Annotated in this window: 24 protein-coding genes; 23 read left to right on the top strand and 1 reads right to left on the bottom strand. The window is 61.1% G+C overall.

Translation table 11 applies throughout. The annotated features are described in order from the left end of the window. Window positions 1-24 precede the first annotated feature (24 nt). The gene (locus M2375_RS20715) at window positions 25-558 is read right to left on the bottom strand and encodes a 2,4'-dihydroxyacetophenone dioxygenase family protein (RefSeq protein ID WP_259170123.1); all 534 of its coding nucleotides are present in this window, start codon (window positions 556-558) and stop codon (window positions 25-27) included. 424 nt (window positions 559-982) lie between these two features. On the opposite strand from M2375_RS20715, the gene M2375_RS20710 reads away from it, so the two are divergent. The 23 genes from M2375_RS20710 (at window position 983) to M2375_RS20600 (ending at window position 24,854) form a co-directional block, all read left to right on the top strand. Further along, on the top strand, window positions 983-1,933 hold the full coding sequence (locus tag M2375_RS20710) for a LysR family transcriptional regulator (RefSeq protein WP_259170121.1): 951 nt from the start codon (window positions 983-985) through the stop codon (window positions 1,931-1,933). Between the two features lie 277 nt (window positions 1,934-2,210). Continuing rightward, the gene (gene surE / locus M2375_RS20705) at window positions 2,211-2,990 is read left to right on the top strand and encodes a 5'/3'-nucleotidase SurE (protein WP_259170118.1); all 780 of its coding nucleotides are present in this window, start codon (window positions 2,211-2,213) and stop codon (window positions 2,988-2,990) included. A gap of 35 nt (window positions 2,991-3,025) precedes the next feature. Continuing rightward, window positions 3,026-3,787, top strand: coding sequence for a protein-L-isoaspartate(D-aspartate) O-methyltransferase (locus M2375_RS20700; protein WP_404979362.1), 762 nt, complete (start codon window positions 3,026-3,028; stop codon window positions 3,785-3,787). Between the two features lie 11 nt (window positions 3,788-3,798). Then, the gene (locus tag M2375_RS20695) at window positions 3,799-4,644 is read left to right on the top strand and encodes a peptidoglycan DD-metalloendopeptidase family protein (RefSeq protein ID WP_259170116.1); all 846 of its coding nucleotides are present in this window, start codon (window positions 3,799-3,801) and stop codon (window positions 4,642-4,644) included. Beyond that, window positions 4,644-5,711 carry an RluA family pseudouridine synthase gene (locus M2375_RS20690; protein ID WP_259170114.1) on the top strand — a complete coding sequence of 356 codons (1,068 nt, stop codon included), beginning with the start codon at window positions 4,644-4,646 and terminating at the stop codon, window positions 5,709-5,711. Before M2375_RS20695 ends, M2375_RS20690 begins: the two co-directional genes overlap by 1 nt. A gap of 196 nt (window positions 5,712-5,907) precedes the next feature. Beyond that, the gene (gene scpB, locus M2375_RS20685) at window positions 5,908-6,780 is read left to right on the top strand and encodes an SMC-Scp complex subunit ScpB (RefSeq protein WP_259170111.1); all 873 of its coding nucleotides are present in this window, start codon (window positions 5,908-5,910) and stop codon (window positions 6,778-6,780) included. After that, window positions 6,770-8,257: a pseudouridine synthase gene (locus tag M2375_RS20680; RefSeq protein WP_404979359.1), complete on the top strand. Its 1,488-nt coding sequence runs from the start codon at window positions 6,770-6,772 to the stop codon at window positions 8,255-8,257. The genes scpB and M2375_RS20680 overlap by 11 nt, the downstream gene beginning before the upstream one ends. A 78-nt stretch (window positions 8,258-8,335) precedes the next feature. Next, complete coding sequence (gene ndk, locus M2375_RS20675) at window positions 8,336-8,761, top strand: nucleoside-diphosphate kinase (protein WP_259170109.1); 426 nt, start codon at window positions 8,336-8,338, stop codon at window positions 8,759-8,761. A 62-nt stretch (window positions 8,762-8,823) separates the two neighbouring features. Continuing rightward, a complete protein-coding gene (rlmN, locus tag M2375_RS20670) occupies window positions 8,824-9,945 on the top strand; it encodes a 23S rRNA (adenine(2503)-C(2))-methyltransferase RlmN (protein WP_259170108.1) in 1,122 nt (373 codons plus the stop codon). 75 nt (window positions 9,946-10,020) lie between these two features. After that, the gene (gene pilW, locus M2375_RS20665) at window positions 10,021-10,800 is read left to right on the top strand and encodes a type IV pilus biogenesis/stability protein PilW (protein ID WP_259170107.1); all 780 of its coding nucleotides are present in this window, start codon (window positions 10,021-10,023) and stop codon (window positions 10,798-10,800) included. A gap of 11 nt (window positions 10,801-10,811) precedes the next feature. After that, window positions 10,812-11,726, top strand: a complete 915-nt coding sequence (locus M2375_RS20660) for a helix-turn-helix domain-containing protein (protein ID WP_259170106.1) — start codon at window positions 10,812-10,814, stop codon at window positions 11,724-11,726. Between the two features lie 33 nt (window positions 11,727-11,759). Continuing rightward, window positions 11,760-13,004, top strand: coding sequence for a flavodoxin-dependent (E)-4-hydroxy-3-methylbut-2-enyl-diphosphate synthase (ispG, locus tag M2375_RS20655; protein ID WP_259170213.1), 1,245 nt, complete (start codon window positions 11,760-11,762; stop codon window positions 13,002-13,004). Window positions 13,005-13,065: 61 nt separating this feature from the next. Continuing rightward, a complete protein-coding gene (gene hisS, locus M2375_RS20650) occupies window positions 13,066-14,370 on the top strand; it encodes a histidine--tRNA ligase (protein WP_259170105.1) in 1,305 nt (434 codons plus the stop codon). A 51-nt stretch (window positions 14,371-14,421) separates the two neighbouring features. Further along, on the top strand, window positions 14,422-15,066 hold the full coding sequence (locus tag M2375_RS20645) for a tetratricopeptide repeat protein (protein ID WP_259170102.1): 645 nt from the start codon (window positions 14,422-14,424) through the stop codon (window positions 15,064-15,066). Between the two features lie 22 nt (window positions 15,067-15,088). Then, the gene (gene bamB / locus M2375_RS20640) at window positions 15,089-16,240 is read left to right on the top strand and encodes an outer membrane protein assembly factor BamB (protein ID WP_259170100.1); all 1,152 of its coding nucleotides are present in this window, start codon (window positions 15,089-15,091) and stop codon (window positions 16,238-16,240) included. Between the two features lie 21 nt (window positions 16,241-16,261). Next, a complete protein-coding gene (der, locus tag M2375_RS20635) occupies window positions 16,262-17,602 on the top strand; it encodes a ribosome biogenesis GTPase Der (protein WP_259170099.1) in 1,341 nt (446 codons plus the stop codon). Between the two features lie 129 nt (window positions 17,603-17,731). Next, a complete protein-coding gene (hfq, locus tag M2375_RS20630; RefSeq protein ID WP_404979358.1) occupies window positions 17,732-17,983 on the top strand; it encodes an RNA chaperone Hfq in 252 nt (83 codons plus the stop codon). Window positions 17,984-18,081: 98 nt separating this feature from the next. Then, window positions 18,082-19,239, top strand: coding sequence for a GTPase HflX (gene hflX, locus M2375_RS20625; RefSeq protein WP_259170211.1), 1,158 nt, complete (start codon window positions 18,082-18,084; stop codon window positions 19,237-19,239). 58 nt (window positions 19,240-19,297) lie between these two features. After that, on the top strand, window positions 19,298-20,662 hold the full coding sequence (hflK, locus tag M2375_RS20620) for an FtsH protease activity modulator HflK (RefSeq protein ID WP_259170096.1): 1,365 nt from the start codon (window positions 19,298-19,300) through the stop codon (window positions 20,660-20,662). A 9-nt stretch (window positions 20,663-20,671) separates the two neighbouring features. Next, window positions 20,672-21,556 (top strand): protease modulator HflC, encoded by an 885-nt coding sequence (gene hflC / locus M2375_RS20615; protein WP_259170095.1) that lies wholly within the window; start codon window positions 20,672-20,674, stop codon window positions 21,554-21,556. A gap of 188 nt (window positions 21,557-21,744) precedes the next feature. Next, window positions 21,745-22,893: an ATP phosphoribosyltransferase regulatory subunit gene (locus tag M2375_RS20610; protein WP_259170094.1), complete on the top strand. Its 1,149-nt coding sequence runs from the start codon at window positions 21,745-21,747 to the stop codon at window positions 22,891-22,893. Between the two features lie 29 nt (window positions 22,894-22,922). Beyond that, entirely contained in the window at window positions 22,923-24,296 is a 1,374-nt protein-coding gene (locus M2375_RS20605; RefSeq protein ID WP_259170092.1) for an adenylosuccinate synthase, read from the top strand. A 33-nt stretch (window positions 24,297-24,329) separates the two neighbouring features. Further along, window positions 24,330-24,854: a phosphoribosyltransferase gene (locus M2375_RS20600; RefSeq protein WP_259170091.1), complete on the top strand. Its 525-nt coding sequence runs from the start codon at window positions 24,330-24,332 to the stop codon at window positions 24,852-24,854. Window positions 24,855-25,003 lie beyond the last annotated feature (149 nt).

Raw genomic sequence — 25,003 nt, 5'->3', positions numbered from 1 at the left:
CGCGTTCTCCTTATCGTGGATCGGTCAGCGGAAGAGCTTTTCCACGGCGGCGGCGCCCAGCCCCACTTTTTCGTAGTGGGCCTTGCACAAGGCGATGTAGGAATGCACATCAAAGTAGCCGTCCGGTTGGCCTTGCTCATCGAGCCAGATTAGCGGTCCTTTGACAATGAAGAAGGCCCGCATGGGTTCGGGGTGGTCGAAGGCGACCAGGGTGTGGCCTTCGCCCGGCGTCTCATAGACAAAGTCGCCCTTGGTCGCCGTCCAGTCATGTTCCAGGTAGCCCCACTTGCCCGAGATCGTGTAGGCAAAGACTTCATGGGGGTGGTAGTGCCGGTTGACGAGACCCGCCTTCTTGGCCATCAGGATGTCGCACCATTTGTTCTGGGATGGCGAGATCCACAGCGGGCGGGAAAACACCGTGTCGGTAAACGGGACATAGAGGCGCTCGTCTTCGCTGGCGGCATCCGGGATGTAGACCTCGGGCAAGGCGTCGGGCATGAACGGGTTGGGGATGGGGCTGAGGCTTTGCCAGAATTCGGTGTGGGCTTTGTCGACCATGGAGGTGTTCCTTGAATGGGTGTTGGGGGTGGCCTGGGAGAGGGGCGTGTGGCCCAGCTCAGGATGTTTTGCGGTCCTTGGCGGGAGGGGATGCAGCTGCGCCTTGTGCCAGGCCAGCGAGGGAGCCGCCCGCGTGAAGATGGTGCTGGAAGGCGGCCAGCGCGCCGCAAGGGCGTGCAGGGATTCAGGTCTACCGCGTGCGGGCGGGCTGGGGCTGCTGCGGGTTTGCTGGGCGCAGGGCCTTGCGGGCATGGAGCTGCTGGTGTGGCATGCGGGGCTTCCTTGTCATGTGTTGGCTAGAAAGAACCTGATTCTGTGGAAGATGGCCCAAAGCACCTAGGGACCCATCCAGCTAGCAGCTATAGCAAAATGGCATATTAATAGCTAAAAATTATTAAAATGGTTTGCATTCAAGGAGGCAGCTATGAATTTGCAGCAGATTGAGACCTTTGTGGCGGTGGCAGAAACCGGCAGCTTCAGCAAGGCAGCCATGCTGTCAGATACGGCGCAGCCCGCGCTGAGCAGGCAGGTGCGGGCTTTGGAGATGGAGCTGCGTGAGACCTTGCTGATTCGCACAGGCCGAGGGGTGACTTTGACCGAGGCAGGGCGGCGCCTGCTGGAGCACAGCCATGCCATCTTGCAGCACGTGGCCCAGGCCAAGGAAGACCTGGGCCGCGAGCGCGATGAGCCGGTCGGCCGCATTGTGGTGGGGCTTCCTCCCAGCCTGGCGCGGCGCTTGACCTTGCCCTTGATCGATGCCTTCAGCCGCAAGATGCCCAAGGCCCGCCTGGCGATTGTGGAGGGCTTCTCGGTGCAGATGGCCGAGTGGCTGGCATCGGGGCGCATCGACCTGGGCCTGGTCTATTCGCCCGAGCCCCATCCCCACATCGAAGTCATCCCGGTGCTGCAGGAGCGCCTGTGCCTGGTCGGCCCCAAATGTGCACTGGGCTGTTACCGCAGCATGGGGTTTGAGGAGCTCAGCGCGTTTCCGTTGATCATGCCGCAGTACGGCCAGATCTTTCGCAAGCTCATGGAGGCCCAGGCCCGGCTCTCACAGGTGCAGCTCAATGTGGTCTGGGAGGTCTCCAGCGTCCCTGCCATTCTGGATTTGGTCCGCAGCGGCTATGGCTATGCTGCCTTGACGCGCAGCGCACTCGATGGGCACGCCATCGATGATCATCTGGTGGTTGCGCCCATCAGTGAACCGCCGGTGATGATCAACCTCTGCCTGGCCCAATCTGCGAAGCGAAAAGCCACGCCCTTGTTGCGTTGCACCGCCGCCGTCTTGCACGCGTTGACCACCCAGGTGTGTGAACCCGATACAGGCAAGCACTGCCATCCTGAACCGGATGGCGGCACAGGGATGGCTGCCTGAGGTCAGGGGCATGGCCATGACCAAGATCTGACCAGACCTGACCGGCCTGGCCTTGTGAGCGGCGCAGCGCAGGGCCATCATCGTAAATTTGTGTAGCAATTGGCGATGCTGCACAGGGCTGAGCAGCTGGCCTCACTACAATGCGAAAGCCTTGTGCCTCGGCCCCTGTGCAGCAGCGCGGTGTGAGCAGGGGGCGTCTGCGAGGTCGCTTTGCTGCCACACTCCGCTCGGGTTCTGTGTTGGCACCTCTACAATGCAGTGCAACTGGTTCAATGACATGAAGATACTGCTTTGTAACGATGATGGTTATCAGGCGCCCGGCATCGTGGCGTTGCATGCTGCATTGCAGGCAGTAGCCGATGTCGAGGTGGTGGCACCAGAGCACAACAACAGTGCCAAATCGAATGCGCTGACCTTGCATTCGCCGCTGTACGTGCAGCGCGCTGCCAATGGCTTTCGCTATGTCAATGGCACGCCAGCAGACTGTGTACACATTGCACTGACGGGTCTGTTAGGTTACAGGCCTGACTTGGTTATCTCCGGCATTAATAATGGTGCCAATATGGGCGATGACACCATCTACTCAGGTACCGTGGGTGCTGCTATGGAGGGCTACCTGTTCGGCGTGCCCGCAATGGCCTTCTCGCAGATCGACAAAGGCTGGGGCGAGATCGAATCCGCCGCGCAAAAAGCCTGCGAGCTGGTGCAGCAGTTTGAAGCCTCCAAACTAGTGACCCTCAAGCCCTGGCTGCTCAATATCAATATTCCCAACCTGCCTTTTGCCCAGATCAAGCCGCTCAAGCTCTGCCGTCTGGGGCGCAGGCATGCGGCTGAAAAGGTGATCACCCAGACCAGCCCCCGGGGCGAGACCATGTACTGGATCGGCAATGCCGGCTCGGTGCTCGATGATGCCGAGGGCACGGATTTTCATGCCACTGCGGCAGGCCATATGGCGGTCACGCCCCTCAAAGTGGATTTGACCGACCACCAAAGTCTGGCCTATTGGGCGCAGACCGCATCGGGCCTGCGCCACAAAGATGCGGAGGTGCCAGGGTGAGCTTGCGCAAGCCAGGCTTTCCTGCACGCGGCGCCATGCCGGTGAGCAGCAAACCACAGGCCAGCAGTGTGCACCGGCAGTGGGCCCGGTTGCCCGCTGAGCTGTCTCCCGTGCCCATGGCGGTGCGCGAGTCCCTGGGCCCGGAGAGCGTGGACTTCACCTCGGCTCGGCTGCGCATGGTCCAGCGCCTGGCGGCCTCGGGTGTGGAGCACACCCGGGTGCTCAAAGTGATGAATTCCGTGCTGCGCCACCAGTTTGTTGACAGTGCGCTGGCGGTGCAGGCCTATGAAGACACCAGTTTGCCTATAGGATTGGGGCAGACCATCTCCAAACCCAGCGTGGTGGCGCGGATGTGCGAGCTGCTGCTGCAATCGCCAGCAGGGAAAATGGGCCTGGGCCGTATTTTGGAGATTGGCACCGGCTGCGGCTACCAGGCGGCGGTTCTGAGCCTGATGGCCAAGGAGGTGTATACCATTGAGCGGCTGCGTGCGTTGCATGAGAAGGCGCGGGTTAACCTGCGGCCTTTGCGGCTGGCCAATGTGCACCTGATCCTGGGCGATGGCATGCTGGGTTTTGAAAAAGGCGCGCCCTATGCCGGGATCATCGCAGCGGCTGGGGGGGATTCCGTCCCCCAGGCCTGGTGCGATCAATTGGCGGAAGGTGGCCGGCTGGTGGCTCCGGTGATGGGGCCAGGTCAACAACAGGTTTTGCTCGTGGTGGACCGCAGCGCTGATGGGTTTCAGCGCACGGTTCTGGAGCATGTTCATTTCGTACCCCTAAAATCGGGGCTTGGTTAAGAAGGATAGGTATGTTGGATTCACGTGGTGTTTTGACCTGGGGTGCCAGTGTGGTAGCGGCCATGGTGCTGGCGGGTTGCGGTAGCACATCGCTCAACCAGGCGCCCGTGGAAGATCGGGGCTCGTCGGCAGGCCGCATGTCTTCGTCGAACGCGTCTGTGCCCGCGCGCATTGATCCCGCCACCTTGCCTGGCGCAGAGAACGCAGGCAAGCCTGGCTATTACACCGTTAAGCCTGGCGAAACCTTGATGCGTATTGCGGCGGACAATGGCCAGAACTGGCGCGATATTGCCCGCTGGAGCAACCTGGACAATCCCAATGTGATCGAAGTGGGCCAGGTGCTGCGCGTGGTGCCGCCGGTGACGACTACCGCAAGCGCCGCCCCTGCCGCCGTCGCGCCTGCCGTGACGGGTGCCAACACGCCAGCGGCCACGCCTGCACCTGCTCCGGCAGCTGCGGCAGCGGCTTCCGCTCCGGCTGCAGCCGATGGCAATCTGGGCTTTATCTGGCCTGCATCGGGTGCGGTCATTCAAGGCTTTGACGACGCGCGCAACAAGGGCGTGGATATTGGCGGCAAAGCCGGCGATCCGGTCGTTGCGGCCGCCGACGGACGCGTGATCTACTCGGGTGCCGGCCTGCGTGGCTACGGCAACCTGATTCTGGTCAAGCACAACAACACCTACCTGACCGCTTACGCCCACAACCAGACCCTGCTGGTCAAGGACGACCAAGTGGTTAAGAAGGGCCAGAAGATTGCCGAGATGGGCAGCTCGGACGCCGACCGCGTGAAGCTGCACTTTGAGGTGCGCCGCCAGGGCAAGCCGGTCGATCCATCGCGCTACCTGCCTTCCCGCTGATGCCGGGCACTTCTTCGAAGTCGACATCGCCGCCCGCCGACGATGTCGGCTTTTCCCATTTGGAGGATGCCGCGCTGGCGTCGCACGAAGGGGATGAAGAGTCGGCGGAAGTCGAGTCACAGACCTGGGAGACCCGCAGCATCGTTGCCGGGATTGGCGAGCACGGTCTGCGCCTGGACAAGGCGCTGGCGCTGTGGGTGCCTGAGTTCTCCCGCAGCTACCTGCAGGCGCTGCTATTGCAAGGTGCGGTACTGGTCAATGGCAAGGCCGGGCTCAAGCCCAGTGCCAAGGTCAAGGCCGGGGACCAGGCGGTGGTCGAGCTGCGTCCCACGCAGCAAAGCCAGGCCTTCTTGCCGCAAGATATCCCGCTGGACGTGGTCTACCAGGACGAGCACCTGCTCGTCATCAACAAGCCCGCCGGCATGGTGGTGCACCCGGCGCCGGGCAATTGGAGCGGCACCTTGCTCAATGCGCTGCTGGCCTTGGATCCCAAGGCGGCTTTGTTGCCGCGCGCGGGCATTGTGCACCGGCTGGACAAGGACACCAGCGGCCTGATGGTGGTGGCGCGCGAGCGCCAGACCATGGATGCGCTGGTCAAGCTGATTGCTGCGCGCGATGTGCGCCGCAACTACCTGGCGCTGGGCCACAAGCCTTGGCAGGGCGCGGCGCAGACCTCGGTCAGCCTGCCGATTGGCCGCGATCCGCGCAACCGCCTGCGCATGGCAGCAGTGGACCTGGCCCAGCACCCCGGCAAGCCTGCCAGAACCGACATCCGCCTCTTGGTCAACGGCCAGCAGGGCTGTGCGGTGTTCTGCAGTCTGCATACCGGGCGCACCCACCAGATTCGCGTGCACATGGCGTCGCTCCAGCACCCCTTGCTGGCGGACACGCTCTATGGCGGCACACCGGCTGCCGGCATGCAGCGCCAGGCCTTGCATGCGCTGAGGTTGGCCTTTGTGCATCCGGTGACGGGGCAGAGCATGTCCTGGTTCGCACTGCCACCGGCCGATATCACCTCGGCGATGGAAAATTGGGATCTTCGGTATAATTTGGCCGAATTGGCCTAAGCGCCGCCAATGCAGGGCTGGTTTTTGACCAGGGCAAACACCAAGTTTGCATGCTGCATGGGTGGCGCCCAGTGCCGACGGCTATGGGCGCTTATGCCTGCGCCGTGATCTTGGCCATGCAAACACGGCCCTCTTGATACGCATTCCTTTGTCTCAACACGCAGCTGCGCGCTGCGTGCCAACAGGGATTTATCGCATGCATACTTTGGAAGCAAAACGGGTGCTGGAGACTGCGCTGATCTGCGCGCCCCAGCCCATCACCGTGCGTGAGCTGCGGGGTCTGTTTGCGGATGATTTAGGGACGGATACGCTCAAGGTGCTGCTGCAGGAGTTGCAGCTCGATTGGTCGCATCGCGGTGTGGAGTTGGTGCAGGTGGCATCGGGCTGGCGCTTTCAGAGCCGGCCGGAGATGCGCGAGTATCTGGACCGTTTGCACCCCGAGAAGCCACCGAAGTATTCGCGTGCCACCTTGGAAACCTTGGCCATCATTGCCTACCGGCAACCGGTCACGCGTGGAGACATTGAAGATATCCGTGGGGTGACTGTCAACAGCCTGATCATCAAGCAATTGGAGGATCGAGGCTGGGTGGAGGTGATTGGTTATCGCGAGACGATCGGGCGTCCGGCTTTGCTGGCGACCACCCGGCAGTTTCTTGATGACCTGGGCCTGCAGTCGCTGGACCAATTGCCGGAGCTCGACAACAGCAACGCGCCGCAGACGATGTTTGACAGCCTGCCGCTGGAAGCACCGCCAGCGGATGCTGCCTTGCAGGATGCAGGGCCGGCGGATGCCGAGGTATTTGAGCTGGTCGGTGAACCCATGGCCTTGGCCGCTCCCGCTGCCGAGCCCCTGCAGGCGACGCAGGATGCGGCGCTTGCGCTGGCGGCTGAGGCTGCCGGTGATGAAGATGCTGCCGCTGGTGTGGCGGCCGAGGCTGGTGTGCCGGGTGGCGATATGGATGCCCCTGCCGCACTGGCTACAGAAAAAGATGCGGATCCCTTGGTCCGTGATGACGATGCCCATAATTCCGCGCTAGGCGGGGTAGAAAAGCAAAAAGATGATGAGTGATACCAGCGATACAAATTCGCCCCTGGACGGAGATAAGGCCTTGCAAGAAGGTGCTGCTCCGGCTGAAAAACGCCGCGCCCCGCGCAAACGTGCGCTGCCCGCGCAAGACACTGCGGGCGATTCGCTGCCCGCACAGGCCGCCCCGCAAGAGGGCGCAGCCGACGAAGCTGCAGAGCAGGGCTCTGCTGCCGAGCCGCGCCCACGCCGCGATGGTGAGCAACGCGTAAGCCGCTACCCGGCACGTGCCCGCCGCTTCCGCGATCGCGATGGACAGCCCCGAGATGCGCAGGGTGAAGATGGCGAAGCCGCCGCGCCCCGCAGCCGCGCTGCTGCGCCGCGTCCGCAGCCGGAGACCTCGTCCGAGGGCTATGCCTTTGAAGACGTGGTGGCCGGCGCGCTGGAAGATGCCGAGGACTCGGACGCTCCGGCACCGGTCAAGCGCGTGCTCCAGCCCCACGTCGAGGCCCCCAAGCTGCACAAGCTGCTCGCCCAGGCGGGCATGGGTTCGCGTCTGGAGATGGAGCGCCTGATTCTGGAAGGCCGTATTTCCGTCAACAACGAACCTGCTCACGTCGGTCAGCGCATCTTGCACAGCGACAAGATCCGTGTGAACGGCAAGCTCATCACCTTCCGTATTGAGCAGCCGCCAGCGCGCGTGCTGGCCTACCACAAGCCGGTGGGTGAGGTGGTGACGCATGACGACCCCCAGAACCGCCCGACGGTGTTCCGCAAGCTGCCCCGCGTCTCGCATGGCAAGTGGCAGTCCATCGGTCGCCTGGATCTGAACACCGAAGGTCTGTTGCTGTTCACCAACTCGGGTGAGTTGGCCAACAACCTGATGCACCCCCGCTTCGGCCTGGAGCGCGAGTACGCAGTCCGCGTGCTGGGCGCGCTGACGAATGAAGAAAAAGCCCTGCTGCTGGCCGGTGTGAAGCTGGAAGACGGCATGGCCAGCTTCGGCTCCATCGACGACGGTGGTGGCGAGGGTGCCAACTGCTGGTACCGGGTCACCATCTCCGAAGGCCGCAACCGCGAAGTGCGCCGCATGTTCGAGTCGGTGGGCCATGCGGTCAGCCGCCTGATCCGTATCCGCTACGGCGCCATGGTGCTGCCGCGCGGTCTGCGCCGTGGCTCCTGGGTCGAGTTGGACCAGAACGATATCCAGGCGCTGACCATTGCTGCCGGTGGCGTTGCCGAACGCAAGCCGCGTGAGCAGAATTCCGCAGGGCGCGGTGGCCGCAGTGACAACCGCCCCCAGCACAATGGCCCGCGTCCTTCGATTGGCCCGGCTAAGAACACCCGCGGTGGTGGCCTGCGCAAGGCACCCGAAAAGCGCAGCAGCCAGCCCGATCCGATGAAGACCTCGCAGGGCTACATTGGCCATGACAGTCTCACACGCCAACGCCAGGGTCAACGCAAGGGCGGTGGCGGCGGTGGTGGTGGTGGTGGTGGATTTAACCGCGGCGGAAGGTCGTAGTCACGCCGCTGACTTTCAGGACGCCGTACAATCAAAGGTTGCTTTTACGGCAAAAAAACCATCAACAGGAAATTTATTATGGCAATTGAACGCACCCTCTCGATCATCAAGCCCGACGCAGTGGCTAAGAATGTTATCGGTCAAATCTACGCCCGCTTTGAAGCTGCTGGCCTGAAGATCGTCGCCGCCAAGCTGGTGCAACTGTCGCGTCAAGACGCTGAACAGTTCTACGCTGTGCACGCTGCCCGTCCTTTCTTCAAGGACCTGGTGGACTTCATGATCTCCGGCCCTGTGATGATCCAGGCACTGGAAGGCGAAAACGCCATCCTGAAGAACCGTGAGCTGATGGGCGCTACCGACCCTAAGAAGGCCGACAAGGGCACCATCCGCGCTGATTTCGCTGACAGCATCGATGCCAACGCTGTGCACGGCTCTGACGCTGCTGAAACCGCTGCGGTGGAAATCTCGTTCTTCTTCCCCGGCATGAACGTTTACACCCGTTAATTGACATGTGCGCGGCCTGTGTGGCCGCGCGGCATAGGTAAGTGGCCCCGAGCGTATACCCCATGACCACCAATTTGCTTGATTTTGATTTGGCTGGTTTGACCGCCTTTTGCGAAGGGCTGGGAGAGAAGCGCTTCCGGGCCACGCAGCTTTTTCGCTGGATCCACCAGCGCGGTGCAGCCGATTTTGACCAGATGACCGATCTGGCCAAGTCCCTGCGCGAAAAACTCAAGGGCACGGCCCATGTCACGGCGCTGCCCGTGATCACTGAGCATGTGTCCTCCGACGGAACGGTCAAGTGGCTGTTTGATGTCGGTGACGGCAATGCCGTCGAATCCGTATTTATTCCTGAAGACGACCGTGGCACCTTGTGCGTCTCTTCGCAGGCCGGTTGCGCGGTGGGATGCCGCTTTTGCTCTACCGGGCACCAGGGCTTCAGCCGCAACCTGACCACCGGCGAAATCATGGCGCAGCTGTGGTTTGCCGAGCATGCCTTGCGCAAGCGCCTGGGGCGCGAGGAGCGCATCATCTCCAACGTGGTGATGATGGGCATGGGCGAGCCCTTGCAAAACTACACGGCCTTGGTGCCTGCGCTGCGCACCATGCTCGATGACCATGGCTATGGTTTGTCGCGCCGCCGCGTCACCGTCTCCACCTCCGGTGTGGTACCGATGATGGACCGCCTCTCGCAGGATTGCGCAGTGGCGCTGGCCGTGTCGCTGCACGCCCCCAACGACCCGCTGCGCAATGGCTTGGTGCCACTGAACAAGAAATACCCGCTCGAAGAGCTGATGCAGTCCTGCCGCCGCTACCTGGCGTTTGCGCCGCGCGATTTCATCACCTTTGAATACTGCATGCTCGATGGCGTCAACGACCAGCCCGAGCATGCCCAGCAATTGATAGCACTGGTGCGCGAGTATGCGGGCTCGGGCGGTGCATGGTGCAAGTTCAATTTGATTCCTTTCAACCCTTTTCCAGCGTCGGGTCTGTTACGATCACCTGCCAACCGGGTGACTGAATTTGCCAAGATGCTCTCGGATGCGGGCGTGGTCACCACGGTACGCAAGACCCGGGGCGACGATATCGATGCCGCCTGTGGCCAGCTGGCCGGTGATGTGAAAGACCGCACCAAAGCGGCAGAACGCATGGCAAAAAACCGGGTCATACCGCTGGCGCAAATTTAGAAGTAGTCCAATAGTTTGAGGAGGGTGTGCATGCGAGAGGCTTTGACAACAGGGCAACCGAGGGTTCATCGCCTGGTGGCTGCCACCTTCCTGGGTCTGGCCCTGGTGGGTGGGCTAGCCGGCTGTGGTGCTACCACGGCGGCGCGTGAAGATGCGGCCTATGTCACCCAGTCTGATGAGACCGATGTCCATCGGCGTGCACGCATCCGCCTTGAGCTGGCGGCCAATTATTTTCAGTCGGGCAAGACCACCATCGCACTCGATGAGATCAAGCAGGTCTTGGCCTTGGACCCGACCAGTGGCGACGCCTACAACATGCGCGGGCTGATCTACATGCAATTGGGCGAGCCCGATATCGCAGCGGAGAGCTTCAGCAAGGCCCAAACCCTCAAGCCCACCGACGCCAACATCATGCACAACCATGGTTGGTTGCTCTGCCAGGAAAAGCAGTTCGATGCGGCAGATCGCTATTTCAACCAGGCCTTGGTGCAGCGCCAGTATTTTCAGCAAGCCAAGACCTTGATGGCGCAAGGCCTGTGCCAGGAAGCGGCGGGCAAACCTGCTGAGGCCGAGGCCAGCTTGCTCAAGGCCTATGAGTACGACGCAGGCAACCCCATCGTCAGCTTCAACCTGGCCAAGCTGATGAACCAGCGCGGCGACCCCCGGCGCGCCCAGTTCTACATTCGCCGCCTCAACAACGGTGAACTGGCCAATGCCGGCTCCTTGTTTCTCGGCATCCAAATTGAAAAAGCCCTGGGTGATGGCCAAAGCGCACGCACGCTGGCTGCACAGCTGCAAAGGCGCTTTCCCGATTCCAAAGAGGCGGCACGCATTGCCGGCGGAGGCGTGCTGTGATCGAGTCTGATATGCAAGAAGAAGTGAACGGTTCGGGCCAGCCATCGGGCGCTGCTGGAGTACTTGGCGCCGGGGACATGCTGCGCCAGGCCCGCGAAGAGCGAGGCTACCATCTGCCCGCCTTGGCTGCCCACCTGAAGGTGTCCGTGCACAAGCTCGAAGCGCTGGAGGCGGGCGACTTGGCGGTGTTTCCCGATGTGGTCTTTGTGCGGGCCTTGGCCTCGGCGGTCTGCCGGGTGCTGAAGATCGACCCAGCTCCGGTGTTGGCCCAGTTGCCCAAGCCGCCCGGCAAGGATTTGAACTCGGGTGTTGACAGTGTCAAGGCGCGGGTTGCGGTGGGCCCGGCACAGAGCAAGAAAAATGATTTCCCCAGCAGCAAGCCTTTTCCCTGGATGGGCGTGGTGGTGTTGCTGGTGGTGGCGACCGTTGGGGTGCTGTTTTATCCGCAGCTCTTGGGCTACTGGAAGAGCTCGACCGCTGCGTCTGCCCCTGCTGCGCCACGCTCCAACAATGTAGCCGGTGTGGCTGACCAATCCGAGCCGGTATCGCTGGGAGGCAGCTCCACCGATCCAGTGCCCGAGGCACCGGCCAATGGCGCGGCCGACTCTGGCACTGGCCCAACGGGGGCGGGCCAGTCCAGCCCGGCAGCTGCCATCCCTGCGGCTGCAGCAGCTGCGCCGGCAGAAAGCGCACCCTTGCTGCACTTCAAGACCAGCCAGGACAGCTGGGTGCAGGTCAAAGAGGCCAGTGGCAAGGTGGTGTTTGAAAAGACCATCCGCGCCGGCACCACTGAAGATATTGCGGCCACGCCGCCGCTCAGGCTCATCGTGGGCAATGTAGCCGGTGTGGAGATGCAGTTGCGCGGGTCGGTTTTTGATCTGAAAAAAGTGACCAAGGGCAGCACTGCCCGTTTTGAGGTGAATTAAGTGCAAGAAGAGAACGTCCTGTCGCCCGTGTCCATGGTGGCACCCGCCGCCCGTAAAAGCCGCCAGGCCCGCGTGGTCTGGGGTGACCGTGTGGTCACGGTAGGGGGCGATGCGCCCGTGCGCATACAGTCGATGACGAACACCGATACCGTCGATGTGATCGAGACGGCCATCCAGGTCAAGGAGCTGGCACAGGCGGGCTCGGAGATGGTGCGCATCACCGTCAACACGCCTGAGGCGGCAGCGGCCGTGCCCTATGTGCGCGAGCAGCTTGACCGCATGGGTGAGAACGTGCCTCTGGTGGGCGACTTTCACTACAACGGGCATCGCCTGCTGACCGAGTTTCCCGATTGTGCCAAAGCCCTCTCCAAATACCGGATCAACCCCGGCAATGTCGGCAAGGGCGACAAAAAGGACAAGCAGTTTGGCCAGATGATTGAGGCGGCCATCGCGTACGACAAGGCCGTGCGCATTGGTGTGAACTGGGGCAGCCTGGACCAGGAGCTGCTGGCCGAGCTGATGGATGTGAACAGCCGCCGGGCCGTGCCTTGGGATGCGCGCCAAGTGATGTACGAGGCGCTGATTACGTCGGCGATATCGTCAGCGCAGCGGGCTGAGGAAATGGGCCTGAGCGGTGACCAGATCATTCTGTCCTGCAAGGTCAGTGGTGTGCAGGATTTGATCGCTGTTTACCGGGGGCTGTCGGCGCGTTGCGACTATGCGCTGCACTTGGGGCTGACCGAGGCGGGCATGGGTACCAAGGGCACGGTGGCCTCGGCCGCTGCGCTGTCCATCTTGCTGCAGGACGGCATTGGCGACACCATCCGCGTGTCACTGACACCCCAGCCGGGCGAAGCACGCACCCAAGAGGTGGTGGTGGCCAGCGAGATTTTGCAGGCCATGGGCATGCGCAGCTTTGTGCCCAGCGTCACCGCCTGCCCAGGCTGCGGTCGCACCACCAGCACCACCTTCCAGGAGCTGGCGCATGACATTGACCAGCACCTGCGCTCGCAGATGCCGGTGTGGCGGGTGAAATACCCTGGCGTCGAGAAGATGAAGGTGGCCGTGATGGGCTGCATCGTCAACGGCCCCGGCGAGAGCAAGCATGCCGACATCGGTATCAGCCTACCCGGCAATGGCGAATCGCCTGCCGCGCCCGTTTTTATCGACGGCGAAAAGGCCCTGACCTTGCGCGGCGACCGCATTGCGCAAGAGTTCCACGAGATCGTGCAGGCCTATGTGGAGCGCCGTTACGGCAGCGCCAAGGTAGATAATTGACAGCTGCCTGCACTTGGTTCGCAAGTGTGTGCAAGGTTTTTGAACAGAGAGATTGAAGCCCATGGGCATGAATGAAAAGCTGGCCGCCATCAAAGGCATGAACGATATCCTGCCGCCCGATTCGGCCATGTGGGAGTGGTTTGAGGGCAAGGTGCGGGATTTGATGGGGCGCTTTGCCTACCGCAATATCCGCACGCCTTTGGCCGAGCACACGGCCTTGTTTGTGCGCGGCCTGGGCGAGGTGACCGACATCGTGGAGAAGGAAATGTATTCCTTCGAAGACCGGGCGGACAAGCATGGCCAGGCCGAACACCTGACCTTGCGCCCCGAAGGCACGGCCGGCGTGGTGCGTGCCGTGGTTGAGAACAATATGCTGTATGACGGCGGCAAGCGCCTGTTCTACATTGGCGCCATGTTCCGCCGTGAAAAGCCCCAGCGCGGCCGTTACCGCCAGTTCCACCAAGTGGGCGTTGAAGCCATGGGCTTTGGCGGCGCCGAGCTGGATGCCGAAGTAATCCTGCTGGCAGCGCAGCTGTGGAAGGATTTGGGCATTGAAGGCGTGCGCCTGGAGCTCAACAGCCTGGGCCAGCCCGACGAGCGCCGGGCCCACCGTGATGCCCTGGTGGACTATTTCGAGCAGCACACCCAGGTGATGGACGAAGAGGGCAAGCGCCGCATGTACAGCAACCCGCTGCGCGTGCTGGATACCAAGAACCCGGCGATGCAGGCCATGGTCAATGCCGCGCCCCAGTTGCTGGATTTTCTGGGCGAGGACTCCAAGGCCCACCTGAAGGCCGTTCAGGACATTCTGGATGCCAATGGCGTGGCCTGGTCGGTCAACCCGCGTCTGGTGCGCGGCATGGACTACTACAACCTGACGGTGTTCGAGTTCATCACCGACAAGCTGGGCTCCCAAGGCACGATTTGCGGCGGCGGGCGCTATGACTACCTGATCGAGCAGATCGGCGGCAAGCCCGCGCCGGCGGTGGGATGGGGCATGGGCATTGAGCGCGTTCTTGAGCTGATCAAGGAGTTGAATATCCAGTGGGATCGCCCGTCTATTGATGCCTACGCTATCCTGCCGGACGCGGCGCTGCTGCCGCAGGCCATGCAAGTGATGCAGCGTTTGCGGCAAGCCGGTGTCCGGGTGCAGATGCATGGCTCGGCCTCGGCAGGCAACCTGGGTAGCATGAAATCGCAGTTCAAGAAGGCCGATGCCAGCGGCGCAAGCCATGCGCTGATTTTTGGCACTGACGAGATGCAGCGCGGTATGGTCACCGTCAAACAGCTGCGCGATGGCGAAGGCGCACAGGCCGAGCAACCGCTGAACGCCGTGGCCGATTGGGCAGCGCAATTGCGCGCTTGAGGGCAGCTTGGGCTGCCAACATTTTTTTGAATCAACTCCATTAGAACAACTATGGCAACGCATTTAGATCTGGAAGAACAGGAACAGATAGACCAGCTCAAGCACTTCTGGAATAAGTGGGGCACGCTGATTACCACGGTGCTGGTCATCGTGATGGGCGGCTTCGCGGCCTGGAATGGCTACCTGTACTGGCAAAACCGCCAGGCATCGCAGGCCAGCGCGCTGTCCTCGGCTGTCGAGGCGGCGGTCAACTCGGGCGACAAGACCCGCATCGACCAGGCCTTTGGCGACTTGCGCAGCAACTACGGAGGTACCGTGCAAGCGGCGCATGCCGGCTTGCTGGTGGCCAAGGCTGCGGGCGACAAGGGCCAGATGGACGATGCCAAGGCAGCGCTCACCTGGGTGGCAGACAATGCCGCGGACGAAGGCCTCAAGGCCACGGCCCGTGTGCGTCTGGCGGCCGTGCTGCTCAACAGCCAGGCCTATGATGAAGCGCTCAAGCAACTTAACACCAAGATGCCGACGGAATTTGATGCAGTAGTGGCAGACCACAAGGGTGATGTCTACCTGGCCAAGGGCGATAAGGCGCAAGCCATCGAGTCCTACAAGGCGGCTCTGCAAAAGACCGAACCGGGCGTGGAATACCGCAACGTGATCTCCGTCAAGCTCAATGCGCTGGGCGAAGATCTGAAGTGATGGATGGCAAAAGGCAGTGCGCATGAAACAACAACAGGCATATGCCGCAGCAGCAGCTGCGGCCAAGGTTTTGACGGTATCGGCAGTGGCCCTGGCCATTGCGGGCTGCTCTTTGTTCTCGTCGGACAAGCGTAAGCCTGTCGAGCTGGAGCCCAATGTCGCGCTGCTGTCCGTACAGCAGGCCTGGACCCAGCGTATTGGCAAGAGCAATCCGACCTTGGTGATGAATGTCAGCGGCAATGTCGTGACCTTGGCCTCTGCGGATGGCCAGATCGCTGCAGTCAATGCCGACACCGGTGCCGATCTCTGGCGCCTCAACCTCGGTCAGAAATTGTCCGCAGGTGTAGGCAGTGATGGCAAATGGGCCGCCGTGGTGACCGAAGACGGTAACCTGGTGGCCATCAACCAAGGCAAAGAGATGTGGCGCAAGCGCCTGCCAGCGCGCGTCTATACCGCGCCTTTGGTGGCCGGCCAGCGCATCTTTGTGCAAAGCGCCGACCGCTCGGTGCAGGCCTTTGATGCCGCCTCCGGGCAGGCGCTGTGGAACCAGGCCAAGACCAGCGAATCCCTGGTTTTGCGCCAAAGTGGTGTGCTGACGGCTTACCAGGACACCCTGATCGCTGGGGTGTCGGGCCGCTTTGTCGGGATCGATCCCAACACCGGCGCTCTGCGCTGGGAAGTGCCCATTGCCAGCCCGCGCGGCACCAACGACGTTGAGCGTCTGGTCGAGCTGGTGGGCGGGGTATCGCGCCAAGGTTCGGTGTTGTGCACGCGTGCCTACCAGATGGCGGTGGGCTGCATTGATGCCGCCACGGCCCAGCTGAGCTGGACGGTGCGTGCCGAAGGTATCAATGGCATTTCGGGTGATGCCGATGTCGTGGCCGGTGCCGATGGCAACGGCGTGATCACGGCCTGGGCGCAAAACGGCGGCAGCGTGGTGTGGACCAGCAACCGTCTGCGCTACCGCAAGCTGAGCCAGCCGCTGGTGCTGGGGCGCTCGGTCATTTTTGGTGATAGTTCAGGCACCGTACACATGTTGTCCAAGAAAGACGGCTCTCCGCTGAACCGTTTTTCTACCAATAGCTCCGGCATATCCGTCGCGCCAGTGCTGGCAGGCAACACCATGGTGGTGCAGACGAATGACGGCGCGGTGTATGGCTTTAGGCCCGAGTAAGAAAAGAAAAAGTAGTCAGGAATGAAGCCAGTTATTGCTTTGGTGGGGCGCCCGAATGTGGGCAAATCCACCTTGTTCAACCGGATGACCAAGTCGCGCGATGCCATCGTGGCCGACTATGCCGGTTTGACCCGCGACCGCCACTACGGTCAAGGCCGTCAAGGCAAGCACGAATACATCGTGATTGATACTGGCGGTTTCGAGCCCGATGCCGCCAGCGGTATCTTCAAGGAAATGGCCAAGCAGACCCGCCAGGCGGTTGCTGAGGCCGACGTGGTGCTGTTTGTGGTCGATGTGCGTCTGGGCCTCTCCGCCCAGGACCATGAGATTGCCGGTTATCTGCGCCGCCTGGGCAAGCCCGCCATGCTGGTGGGCAACAAGGCCGAAGGCATGAAGGATGGCGGCCAGTTGGCCGAGTTCTACGAGCTGGGCCTGGGCGAGGTATTCCCCGTCTCGGCCGCGCACGGCCAGGGTATCCGGACCATGATCGACATGGCCCTGGAGAAATTGCCTTGGCTCAGCCAGGAAGAGGATGCCGAGCCCGAAGAGGATGACAAGGTCATCAAGCTGGCGGTGGCAGGACGCCCGAACGTGGGCAAGTCCACTTTGATCAACACCTGGCTGGGTGAAGAGCGCTTGGTGGCCTTTGACATGGCCGGCACGACCCGTGACGCAATTGCGGTGCCGTTCGAGAAGAATGGCCAGCAGTTCCAGCTGATCGACACCGCAGGCCTGCGCCGCAAGGGCCGCGTGTTTGAGGCGATCGAGAAGTTCTCGGTGGTCAAGACCTTGCAGGCCATTGAAGGCGCCAACGTGGTGCTGCTGTTGCTCGATGCGACCCAGGGCGTGACGGACCAGGATGCCCATATCGCAGGCTTCATTTTGGAGAGCGGCCGCGCCGTGGTGCTGGCCGTCAACAAATGGGATGCGCTGGATGACTATGGTCGCCAGATGCTGGAGCGCTCGATCGAGCTGCGCCTGTCTTTCCTGAAGTTTGCGCCGTTGCATTTCATCTCGGCCAAAAAGCGCCAGGGCCTGGGCCCTGTCTGGACCTCGATGATCCAGGCGCACAAGTCCTCCACCTGCAAGATGCCAACGCCAGTGCTCACGCGCTTGCTGCTGGAGTCGGTGCAGTTCCAGACACCCAAGAAGGTCGGCCCTTACCGCCCCAAGCTGCGTTATGCGCACCAAGGCGGTATGAACCCGCCAGTGATCGTGATCCATGGCAATTCGCTTGAACACATCACCGACGCCTATCGCCGCTTTTTGGAAGGGCGCTTCCGCAAGGAATTTAATTTAATCGGCACCCCCTTGCGGATTGAATTCAAGACCTCACTTAACCCTTACGCTGACAAAGATTGATAGCGTACAAGTGAGGTGAGGTCTGCACCACAGACCCATTGCATGGAATAAACCATTTATCGTTCAGTTTAGTTGCCACTGTGGTAAGGTGGCGTTTTACAACAACACTGTCTGAACACGGAGAATATCGTGAGCAACAAAGGCCAACTTCTGCAAGATCCCTTCCTCAACGCTCTGCGCCGCGAGCATGTGCCAGTGTCCATTTATTTGGTCAACGGCATCAAGCTCCAAGGCCAGATCGAATCCTTTGACCAGTACGTTGTGCTGCTGCGCAACACCGTCACCCAGATGGTGTACAAGCACGCGATCTCGACCATTGTTCCCGGTCGTGCTGTGAATTTCTCGTCCCCTGAATCCCAGGACAACGAGGCTGCAGCCTAACGCTTTTGACAGCCCTACATCCGTGAAATCCTCGGGTGAACAGCTCTACATCATTGAGTAATCAACAAAATTTCAACGATAAGAAATCCACCCCGGTCATGTTGGTCGGGGTGGATTTTGGTTTTCCGCACTTCGATTCCGAACTGGAAGAGTTGGGCCTGCTTGCGCAAACTGCAGGTTTGGACCCGGTTGCACGCTTGGTCTGCAAGCGCAAGGTGCCCGATGCGGCACTCTTTGTGGGCAGCGGCAAGGCCGACGAGATCCGCCTGGTTGCGCAGACCTATGGTGCCACCGAGATCTTGTTCGACCAGGCACTGAGCCCGGCGCAGCAGCGCAACCTGGAGCGCCATTTGCAGATGCCGGTCAATGACCGCACCTTGCTGATTTTGGAGATCTTTGCCCAGCGCGCGCGCAGCCATGAGGGCAAGCTCCAGGTGGAACTCGCCAAGCTGCAGTACCTCAGCACGCGCCTGGTGCGCCGCTGGTCGCACTTGGAGCGACAGCGCGGTGGCATCGGCACGCGTGGCGGGCCGGGTGAGACTCAGATTGAGCTGGACAAGCGCATGATCAACGATGCGATCAAGCGCACCAAGGACCGGCTCCTCAAGGTCAAGAAGCAACGGGCGACGCAGCGCCGCCAGCGGCAGCGCAACGACACCTTCAATGTCTCGTTGGTGGGTTACACCAATGCGGGCAAATCGACCTTCTTCAATGCGGTGGTCAAGGCGCGGGCCTATGCGGCTGACCAGCTGTTTGCCACCCTGGACACCACAACGCGGCAGATGTACCTGGAGGCGGCCCAGCAGTCCGTCTCCATCTCCGACACCGTGGGGTTCATCCGTGATCTGCCCCACGGGCTGGTCAATGCTTTTGAGGCGACACTGCAAGAAGCAGTCGATGCAGATTTGCTGCTGCATGTGGTGGATGCCTCCAACCCTGCCCACCCGGAACAAATACAACAAGTTCAAAAGGTTCTACGGGAAATTGGGGCAGAAAACGTGCCGCAGGTTCTGGTATTCAATAAACTGGATGCCATTGAGCCAGAGCGGCGGCCGCCGGTGCTTGCAGACAGCTATGAGCTCGATGGTGTGCAGGTTCCTCGATTCTTTGTCAGTGCGGCCAAGGGCCTGGGGCTGGAGGCGGTGCGCGAGTACCTGGCTCAGGCCCTGGTGGCTCGGCAGGCATCGCTCAACCAGGGCGATACTTTGGAGATAGCCCCAGACGCTGATGACGAATTGCTGGGAAATGCCCACTAGGCCTGCCACAATGGCTGCTTGCATGCGCTTGTAACGCTGATTCATAGAGACATCGCTAATGAAACTTCATTCACGTTTTCCGCGCCTGGCTTTGCTGCCGCAAGGCCTGCGCGGAATGTTTAACCTGAACGATCCCCGCTGGGGGCGGGGCGACGACGGCAAGGACGACAGCAGCAATGCCGGTCAAGAGCCTGCGCGTCCACCTTACACCCCTCCCGAGCAGAACAACCGTCCGAATCCGCAGCGCCCCGCCTCTGGTGGCGCGCCCGATCTGGACGAGCTGTGGCAAGACCTGAACAAGAAGCTGGGCGGCTTGTTTGGTGGTGGCAAGGGTGGCGGCACCGGCCGTGGTGGCGCAGGCCAGCCGCCGGAGTTCAAAGGCGCAGGCGTTGGCCTGGGTCTGATCGTCGGTGTGGCTGCGCTGATCTGGCTGGGTACAGGCTTTTTCATCGTGCAGGAAGGCCAGCAGGCCGTCATCACGCAGTTTGGCAAGTACAACAAGACGGTGAATGCCGGTATCAACTGGCGCCTGCCATACCCCATCCAGCGCCATGAGCTGGTCTATGTCTCGCAGATTCGCTCTGCGGACGTGGGGCGTGACAGCATCATCAAGACCACGGGTCTGCGTGAGTCGGCGATGCTGACCGAAGACGAGAACATCGTCGAGATCAAGTTTGCCGTGCAGTACCGCCTGAGCGATGCGCGCGCCTGGCTGTTTGAGAGCAAGGCGCCGGCAGATACCGTCATCCAAGTGGCCGAGACCGCCGTGCGCGAAGTGGTCGGCAAGATGAAGATGGACGCTGCGCTGGCTGAAGAGCGTGACCAGATTGCACCCCGTGTGCGCGAGCTGATGCAGGTCATTCTGGACCGCTACAAGATTGGCGTCGAAGTGGTGGGTGTCAACCTGCAGCAAGGTGGCGTGCGTCCTCCCGAGCAGGTGCAAGCGGCCTTTGACGATGTGCTCAAGGCCGGCCAGGAGCGTGAGCGCACCAAGAACCAGGCTGAAGCCTATGCCAACGATGTGGTGCCCCGTGCCACCGGTACCGCTTCGCGTCTGATGGAAGAGGCTGCTGCCTACAAGGAGCGCATTGTTGCGCAGGCCCAGGGTGATGCGCAGCGCTTCTCATCGATCTATACCGAGTACCAGAAGGCGCCGGTGGTCACCCGTGACCGTCTGTACCTGGAAACCATGCAGCAGGTCTACAGCAATGTGACCAAGGTGGTGGTGGATTCCAAGCAAGGCTCGAATCTGATGTATTTGCCGCTGGACAAGCTCATGCAGCAGGGCCAGGCTGGCGCTGCTGCAGGTGATGCCTCGGTCAGCTCGACCGCGCCCACGACCAGTGCACCCGTGCCAGCACCTTCGGTGCCCGATGCCCGTGCCCGTGATACCAGCCGTACCCGTGACCGCGAGTCGCGCTAGGAGTGATTTGTGAATCGAATGGGATTTTTAGCTTCAACCGTGCTGGTGGTGCTGGCCTTGCTCAGCTCCACGGTGTTTGTGGTGGACCAGCGCCAGTTCGGCATCAAGTATGCCTTGGGTCAGATCAAGGAGGTCATCACTGAGCCTGGTCTGAACTTCAAGCTGCCGCCCCCGCTGCAGAACGTGACCTACCTGGACAAACGCTTACTCACGCTCGACAGCACCGATACCGAATCGATGCTGACAGCTGAAAAACAGCGTGTGGTGATCGACTGGTACGTGCGCTGGCGCATTACCGACCCATCGGCCTATATCCGCAATGTGGGCACCACCGAAGGGCAGGGCGCTGTGCAACTCAACCGCGTGGTGCGCAATGCCTTCCAGGAGGAAGTCAACCGCCGTACGGTGCAAGACATGATCTCTGGCAAGCGCGAGCAGACCATGGCCGATGTGAAGCGCGAAGTGCTGGAAGCCGTCAAGGGCGGCAAGCCCTGGGGTATCGACATTGTTGACGTGCGTATCACGCGTGTGGACTATGTCGAGGCGATCACTGAGTCGGTCTACAGCCGTATGGAAGCCGAGCGCAAGCGCGTCGCCAACGAGCTGCGCTCGACCGGTGGTGCTGTCGGTGAAAAGATCCGCGCTGATGCGGACCGCCAGCGGGAAGTGACGGTGGCCAATGCTTACCGTGATGCCCAGGCCCTCAAGGGCCAGGGTGATGCCGAAGCAGCCCGCGTCTACGCCGAGGCCTTTGGCAAGGATCCGCAGTTTGCACAGTTCTACCGCAGCCTGGAAGCCTACAAATCGAGCTTCAACAAAAAGTCCGATGTGATCGTGGTTGATCCGTCGTCGTCCGATTTCTTCAAGGGCTACCGCTCGCCGACGGCCAAATAAGACCTCGGCGCTACGACGACAAGCCACTTTGCTTAGGCAAAGTGGCTTTTTTCATTGAGGTTTCTTATAGCACCGCTAGGCGAAGGGCTCTGTAATGGCCGCAAAGGCGCAGTGCCGAGAGCAGGATATGCCGTTCATCGGCTGCCATCCCTGTAGAATCACGTTTTTAACAGCCCTCCCAATTCCCCATGTCTGCTTGGATCCTCCCGGATCACATTGCCGATGTGCTGCCTTCCGAGGCGCGCCACATCGAAGAGCTTCGGCGTGGCCTGCTCGACACGGCTTGTGCTTACGGCTACGAACTGGTGATGCCCCCGCTGTTGGAGCATTTGGACTCGCTGCTCTCCGGCTCCGGCGAAGCACTGGACCTGCTGACTTTCAAGCTGGTGGACCAGCTCTCCGGTCGCACCCTGGGCATCCGCCCTGACACCACCCAACAAGTTGCCCGCATTGATGCCCATTTGCTGAACCGCAAGGGTGTGACGCGTCTGTGCTACTGCGGCCCGGTGCTGCACGCCAAGCCCGATCGCCCGCATGCCACCCGCGAGCCTTTGCAGTTCGGTGCCGAAATCTACGGCCATGCAGGGGTAGAGGCCGATGTCGAGGTGATTGCCTTGGCGACGCAATCGCTGCGCGTGGCCCAGCTGCATGATTTTTCGGTCGACCTGGCCGATGTCCGCATCGTTCAGCGCCTGCTCGCAGGCCTGTTGGTGGATCTACCCACTTTGCGCCGCGTGCATGCGGCGCTGGCGGTCAAGGATGCCTCCGAGCTGGCGCTGCTGACACGCGATTTTCCGCAGGCGCAGCGCGATGGTTTGCGTGCCTTGCTGAATCTGTATGGCGATGTGGCAGTGCTGGCAGAGGCTGAAAAAGCGTTGGCGGCGATCCCCGGCGTGGCGCCAATTCTGGCAGATTTGCGCCAGTTGGCGGACCGCATTGACAGCCCAGCAGTCACTTTCGACCTGGCCGATCTGCGGGGCTACTCGTACTACAGCGGCATGCGCTTTGCGATTTATGCGCAAGGCGTGACCGATGCGCTGGTGCGCGGCGGCCGTTACGACGAAGTTGGCGCAGCCTTTGGTCGCAGCCGTCCGGCAGTCGGCTTCAGTCTGGACATCAAGCAGTTGGTGCCGGTGGTCGAGCCGCGCCCGCTGAAGGCCGCCATTCGCGCGCCTTGGGTAGACCGTCAGGACATGCGCCAGGTCATCGCTCGCTTGCGCCAGACCGGTGAAACCGTGGTCTGCGCGCTGCCCGGGCATGACGACGAAGTCGACGAATTCAATTGTGATCGAGAGCTGGCCGAAGTGGATGGCCAGTGGATCGTGCGCAGCATTTAACCGTATTTTGTTCTTGGATGGGAAAAGACATGGCTATCTCCAAAGGTCGCAACGTTGTTGTGGTTGGCACTCAATGGGGTGACGAAGGCAAGGGTAAGTTGGTCGACTGGCTGACCGAGAGCGCACAAGGTGTGGTGCGCTTCCAAGGCGGCCACAATGCAGGCCATACCTTGGTCATCAATGGCGTGAAGACGGCTTTGCACCTGATTCCCAGCGGCATCATGCGCCCGGGCGTCAAGTGCTTCATCGGCAACGGCGTGGTGCTGTCGGTTGGCAAGCTGTTTGAAGAAATCGAAGGCCTGGAAAAGGCCGGTGTTCAGGTGCGTGATCGCCTGCGCGTCTCTGAAGCCTGCCCGCTGATTCTGCCTTTCCACCAAGCGCTGGACCTGGCCCGTGAAGCAGCCCGTGAACAAGGCGGTGTGCAAAAGATCGGCACCACCGGCAAGGGTATTGGCCCGGCTTATGAAGACAAGATTGCCCGCCGCGCCCTGCGTGTGCAAGATCTCAAGCACCCCGAGCGTTTTGCCACCAAGCTGCGTGAGCTGCTGAAGCTGCACAACCATATCTTGGTGAACGTGCTCGGTTCGCAGAAGTTTGACTTTGGTCCGCAGTTGGCGCCCTACATGAAGAATGGCGAGATCCAATTCGACGCCGTCTACAACGAAGCCATGCAGCACGCCGAGCTGATCAAGCCGATGGTTGCTGATGTGTCTTCCGAGCTGAACCAGCTGCATGCCGAAGGCGGCAACCTGCTGTTTGAAGGCGCGCAAGGCTCGCTGCTGGATGTGGACCACGGCACCTATCCCTATGTGACATCGTCCAACTGCGTAGCCGGCAATGCCGCTGCTGGCGCCGGCGTGGGCCCAGGCATGCTGCACTATGTGCTGGGCATCACCAAGGCCTATTGCACCCGTGTCGGTGGTGGCCCGTTCCCGACCGAGCTGGAATGGCAAAAAGAAGGCACACCTGGCTGGGTGATGAGCACCGTCGGCGCTGAAAAAGGCGTGACCACCGGTCGCTATCGCCGCTGCGGCTGGTTCGATGCGGCCTTGCTCAAGCGCTCCGCCCAGATCAATGGCCTGTCCGGCCTGTGCATCACCAAGCTGGATGTGCTCGACGGTATTGAAGAGCTGCAACTGTGCGTGGGCTACGAGCTCGACGGCGAGCGCATCGATCTGCTGCCTTTGGGTGCCGACGATATCGAGCGCTGCAAGCCGATCTATGAATCGGTTCCTGGCTGGACCGACACCACGGTAGGTGTTACCGAATACGACAAGCTGCCGATCAACGCGCGCCGCTACCTGGATCGCATTGCGGAAGTGACAGGCGTACCAATCGCCGTTGTCTCGACCAGCCCTGATCGCGACCACACCATCTTGATGCACAACCCGTACCAGGCCTGAGCGCTGGTAGCTATTTTTTGATTGAGGAATCCCATGCTTACTGAAGACGGCAAGCACCTGTATGTCAGCTACGACGAATACCATGGACTGATTGAAAAACTGGCCATCAAGATTCACCAATCCGGCTGGGAGTTCGACACCATCCTGTGTCTGGCTCGCGGCGGTATGCGTCCTGGCGACATCCTGAGCCGTATTTTTGACAAGCCCTTGGCCATCATGTCCACCAGCTCGTACCGCGCTGAAGCGGGCACGCAGCAGGGTCACCTGGACATCGCACGCTTCATCACCACCCCCAAGGGTGAGATTGCTGGGCGTGTGCTGCTGGTCGATGACTTGGCTGATTCTGGTCACACGCTCAATGCGGTGATCCACATGCTCAAGAACAACTACGCGCCCATCACGGAGCTGCGCAGCGCGGTGATCTGGACCAAGGGTGTCTCCACCTTCACGCCCGATTACTCGGTGGAGTTCCTGACCACCAACCCCTGGATCCACCAACCTTTCGAAGGCTATGACTCTCTGCGCCCGGAGAAGCTGCTGGAGAAGTGGAAAGTGTGATACAGGCTTGCAGTTGAAAAAAATTGCAAATTTGTGAAATGCGTCGATAAACGTCTATACAATAGCGTCTATCGACAGCACGATGCCTTGCAAAGCTGCCAGACTCGAAAGAGGGCGGTTCGCAAGGTTTGTTTTTTTGGGGTGCTGAC

The sequence above is a fragment of the Comamonas sp. BIGb0152 genome, from assembly GCF_024809975.1.
In the GTDB taxonomy this organism is placed as follows: domain Bacteria; phylum Pseudomonadota; class Gammaproteobacteria; order Burkholderiales; family Burkholderiaceae_C; genus Comamonas.
Note: the sequence above shows the minus strand (reverse complement) of the source record. Positions and strands in the feature narration are given on the sequence as shown.

Excerpts from the sequence above, each read along its gene's own strand:
- M2375_RS20715 (WP_259170123.1), bottom strand. The coding sequence starts at position 558 with ATGGTCGACAAAGCCCACACCGAATTCTGGCAAAGCCTCAGCCCCATC.
- M2375_RS20710 (WP_259170121.1), top strand. The coding sequence starts at position 983 with ATGAATTTGCAGCAGATTGAGACCTTTGTGGCGGTGGCAGAAACCGGC.
- surE (WP_259170118.1), top strand. The coding sequence starts at position 2,211 with ATGAAGATACTGCTTTGTAACGATGATGGTTATCAGGCGCCCGGCATC.
- M2375_RS20700 (WP_404979362.1), top strand. The coding sequence starts at position 3,026 with ATGCCGGTGAGCAGCAAACCACAGGCCAGCAGTGTGCACCGGCAGTGG.
- M2375_RS20695 (WP_259170116.1), top strand. The coding sequence starts at position 3,799 with ATGTTGGATTCACGTGGTGTTTTGACCTGGGGTGCCAGTGTGGTAGCG.
- M2375_RS20690 (WP_259170114.1), top strand. The coding sequence starts at position 4,644 with ATGCCGGGCACTTCTTCGAAGTCGACATCGCCGCCCGCCGACGATGTC.
- scpB (WP_259170111.1), top strand. The coding sequence starts at position 5,908 with ATGCATACTTTGGAAGCAAAACGGGTGCTGGAGACTGCGCTGATCTGC.
- M2375_RS20680 (WP_404979359.1), top strand. The coding sequence starts at position 6,770 with ATGATGAGTGATACCAGCGATACAAATTCGCCCCTGGACGGAGATAAG.
- ndk (WP_259170109.1), top strand. The coding sequence starts at position 8,336 with ATGGCAATTGAACGCACCCTCTCGATCATCAAGCCCGACGCAGTGGCT.
- rlmN (WP_259170108.1), top strand. The coding sequence starts at position 8,824 with ATGACCACCAATTTGCTTGATTTTGATTTGGCTGGTTTGACCGCCTTT.
- M2375_RS20660 (WP_259170106.1), top strand. The coding sequence starts at position 10,812 with ATGCAAGAAGAAGTGAACGGTTCGGGCCAGCCATCGGGCGCTGCTGGA.
- ispG (WP_259170213.1), top strand. The coding sequence starts at position 11,760 with ATGGTGGCACCCGCCGCCCGTAAAAGCCGCCAGGCCCGCGTGGTCTGG.
- hisS (WP_259170105.1), top strand. The coding sequence starts at position 13,066 with ATGGGCATGAATGAAAAGCTGGCCGCCATCAAAGGCATGAACGATATC.
- M2375_RS20645 (WP_259170102.1), top strand. The coding sequence starts at position 14,422 with ATGGCAACGCATTTAGATCTGGAAGAACAGGAACAGATAGACCAGCTC.
- bamB (WP_259170100.1), top strand. The coding sequence starts at position 15,089 with ATGAAACAACAACAGGCATATGCCGCAGCAGCAGCTGCGGCCAAGGTT.
- der (WP_259170099.1), top strand. The coding sequence starts at position 16,262 with ATGAAGCCAGTTATTGCTTTGGTGGGGCGCCCGAATGTGGGCAAATCC.
- hflX (WP_259170211.1), top strand. The coding sequence starts at position 18,082 with ATGTTGGTCGGGGTGGATTTTGGTTTTCCGCACTTCGATTCCGAACTG.
- hflK (WP_259170096.1), top strand. The coding sequence starts at position 19,298 with ATGAAACTTCATTCACGTTTTCCGCGCCTGGCTTTGCTGCCGCAAGGC.
- M2375_RS20610 (WP_259170094.1), top strand. The coding sequence starts at position 21,745 with ATGTCTGCTTGGATCCTCCCGGATCACATTGCCGATGTGCTGCCTTCC.
- M2375_RS20605 (WP_259170092.1), top strand. The coding sequence starts at position 22,923 with ATGGCTATCTCCAAAGGTCGCAACGTTGTTGTGGTTGGCACTCAATGG.
- M2375_RS20600 (WP_259170091.1), top strand. The coding sequence starts at position 24,330 with ATGCTTACTGAAGACGGCAAGCACCTGTATGTCAGCTACGACGAATAC.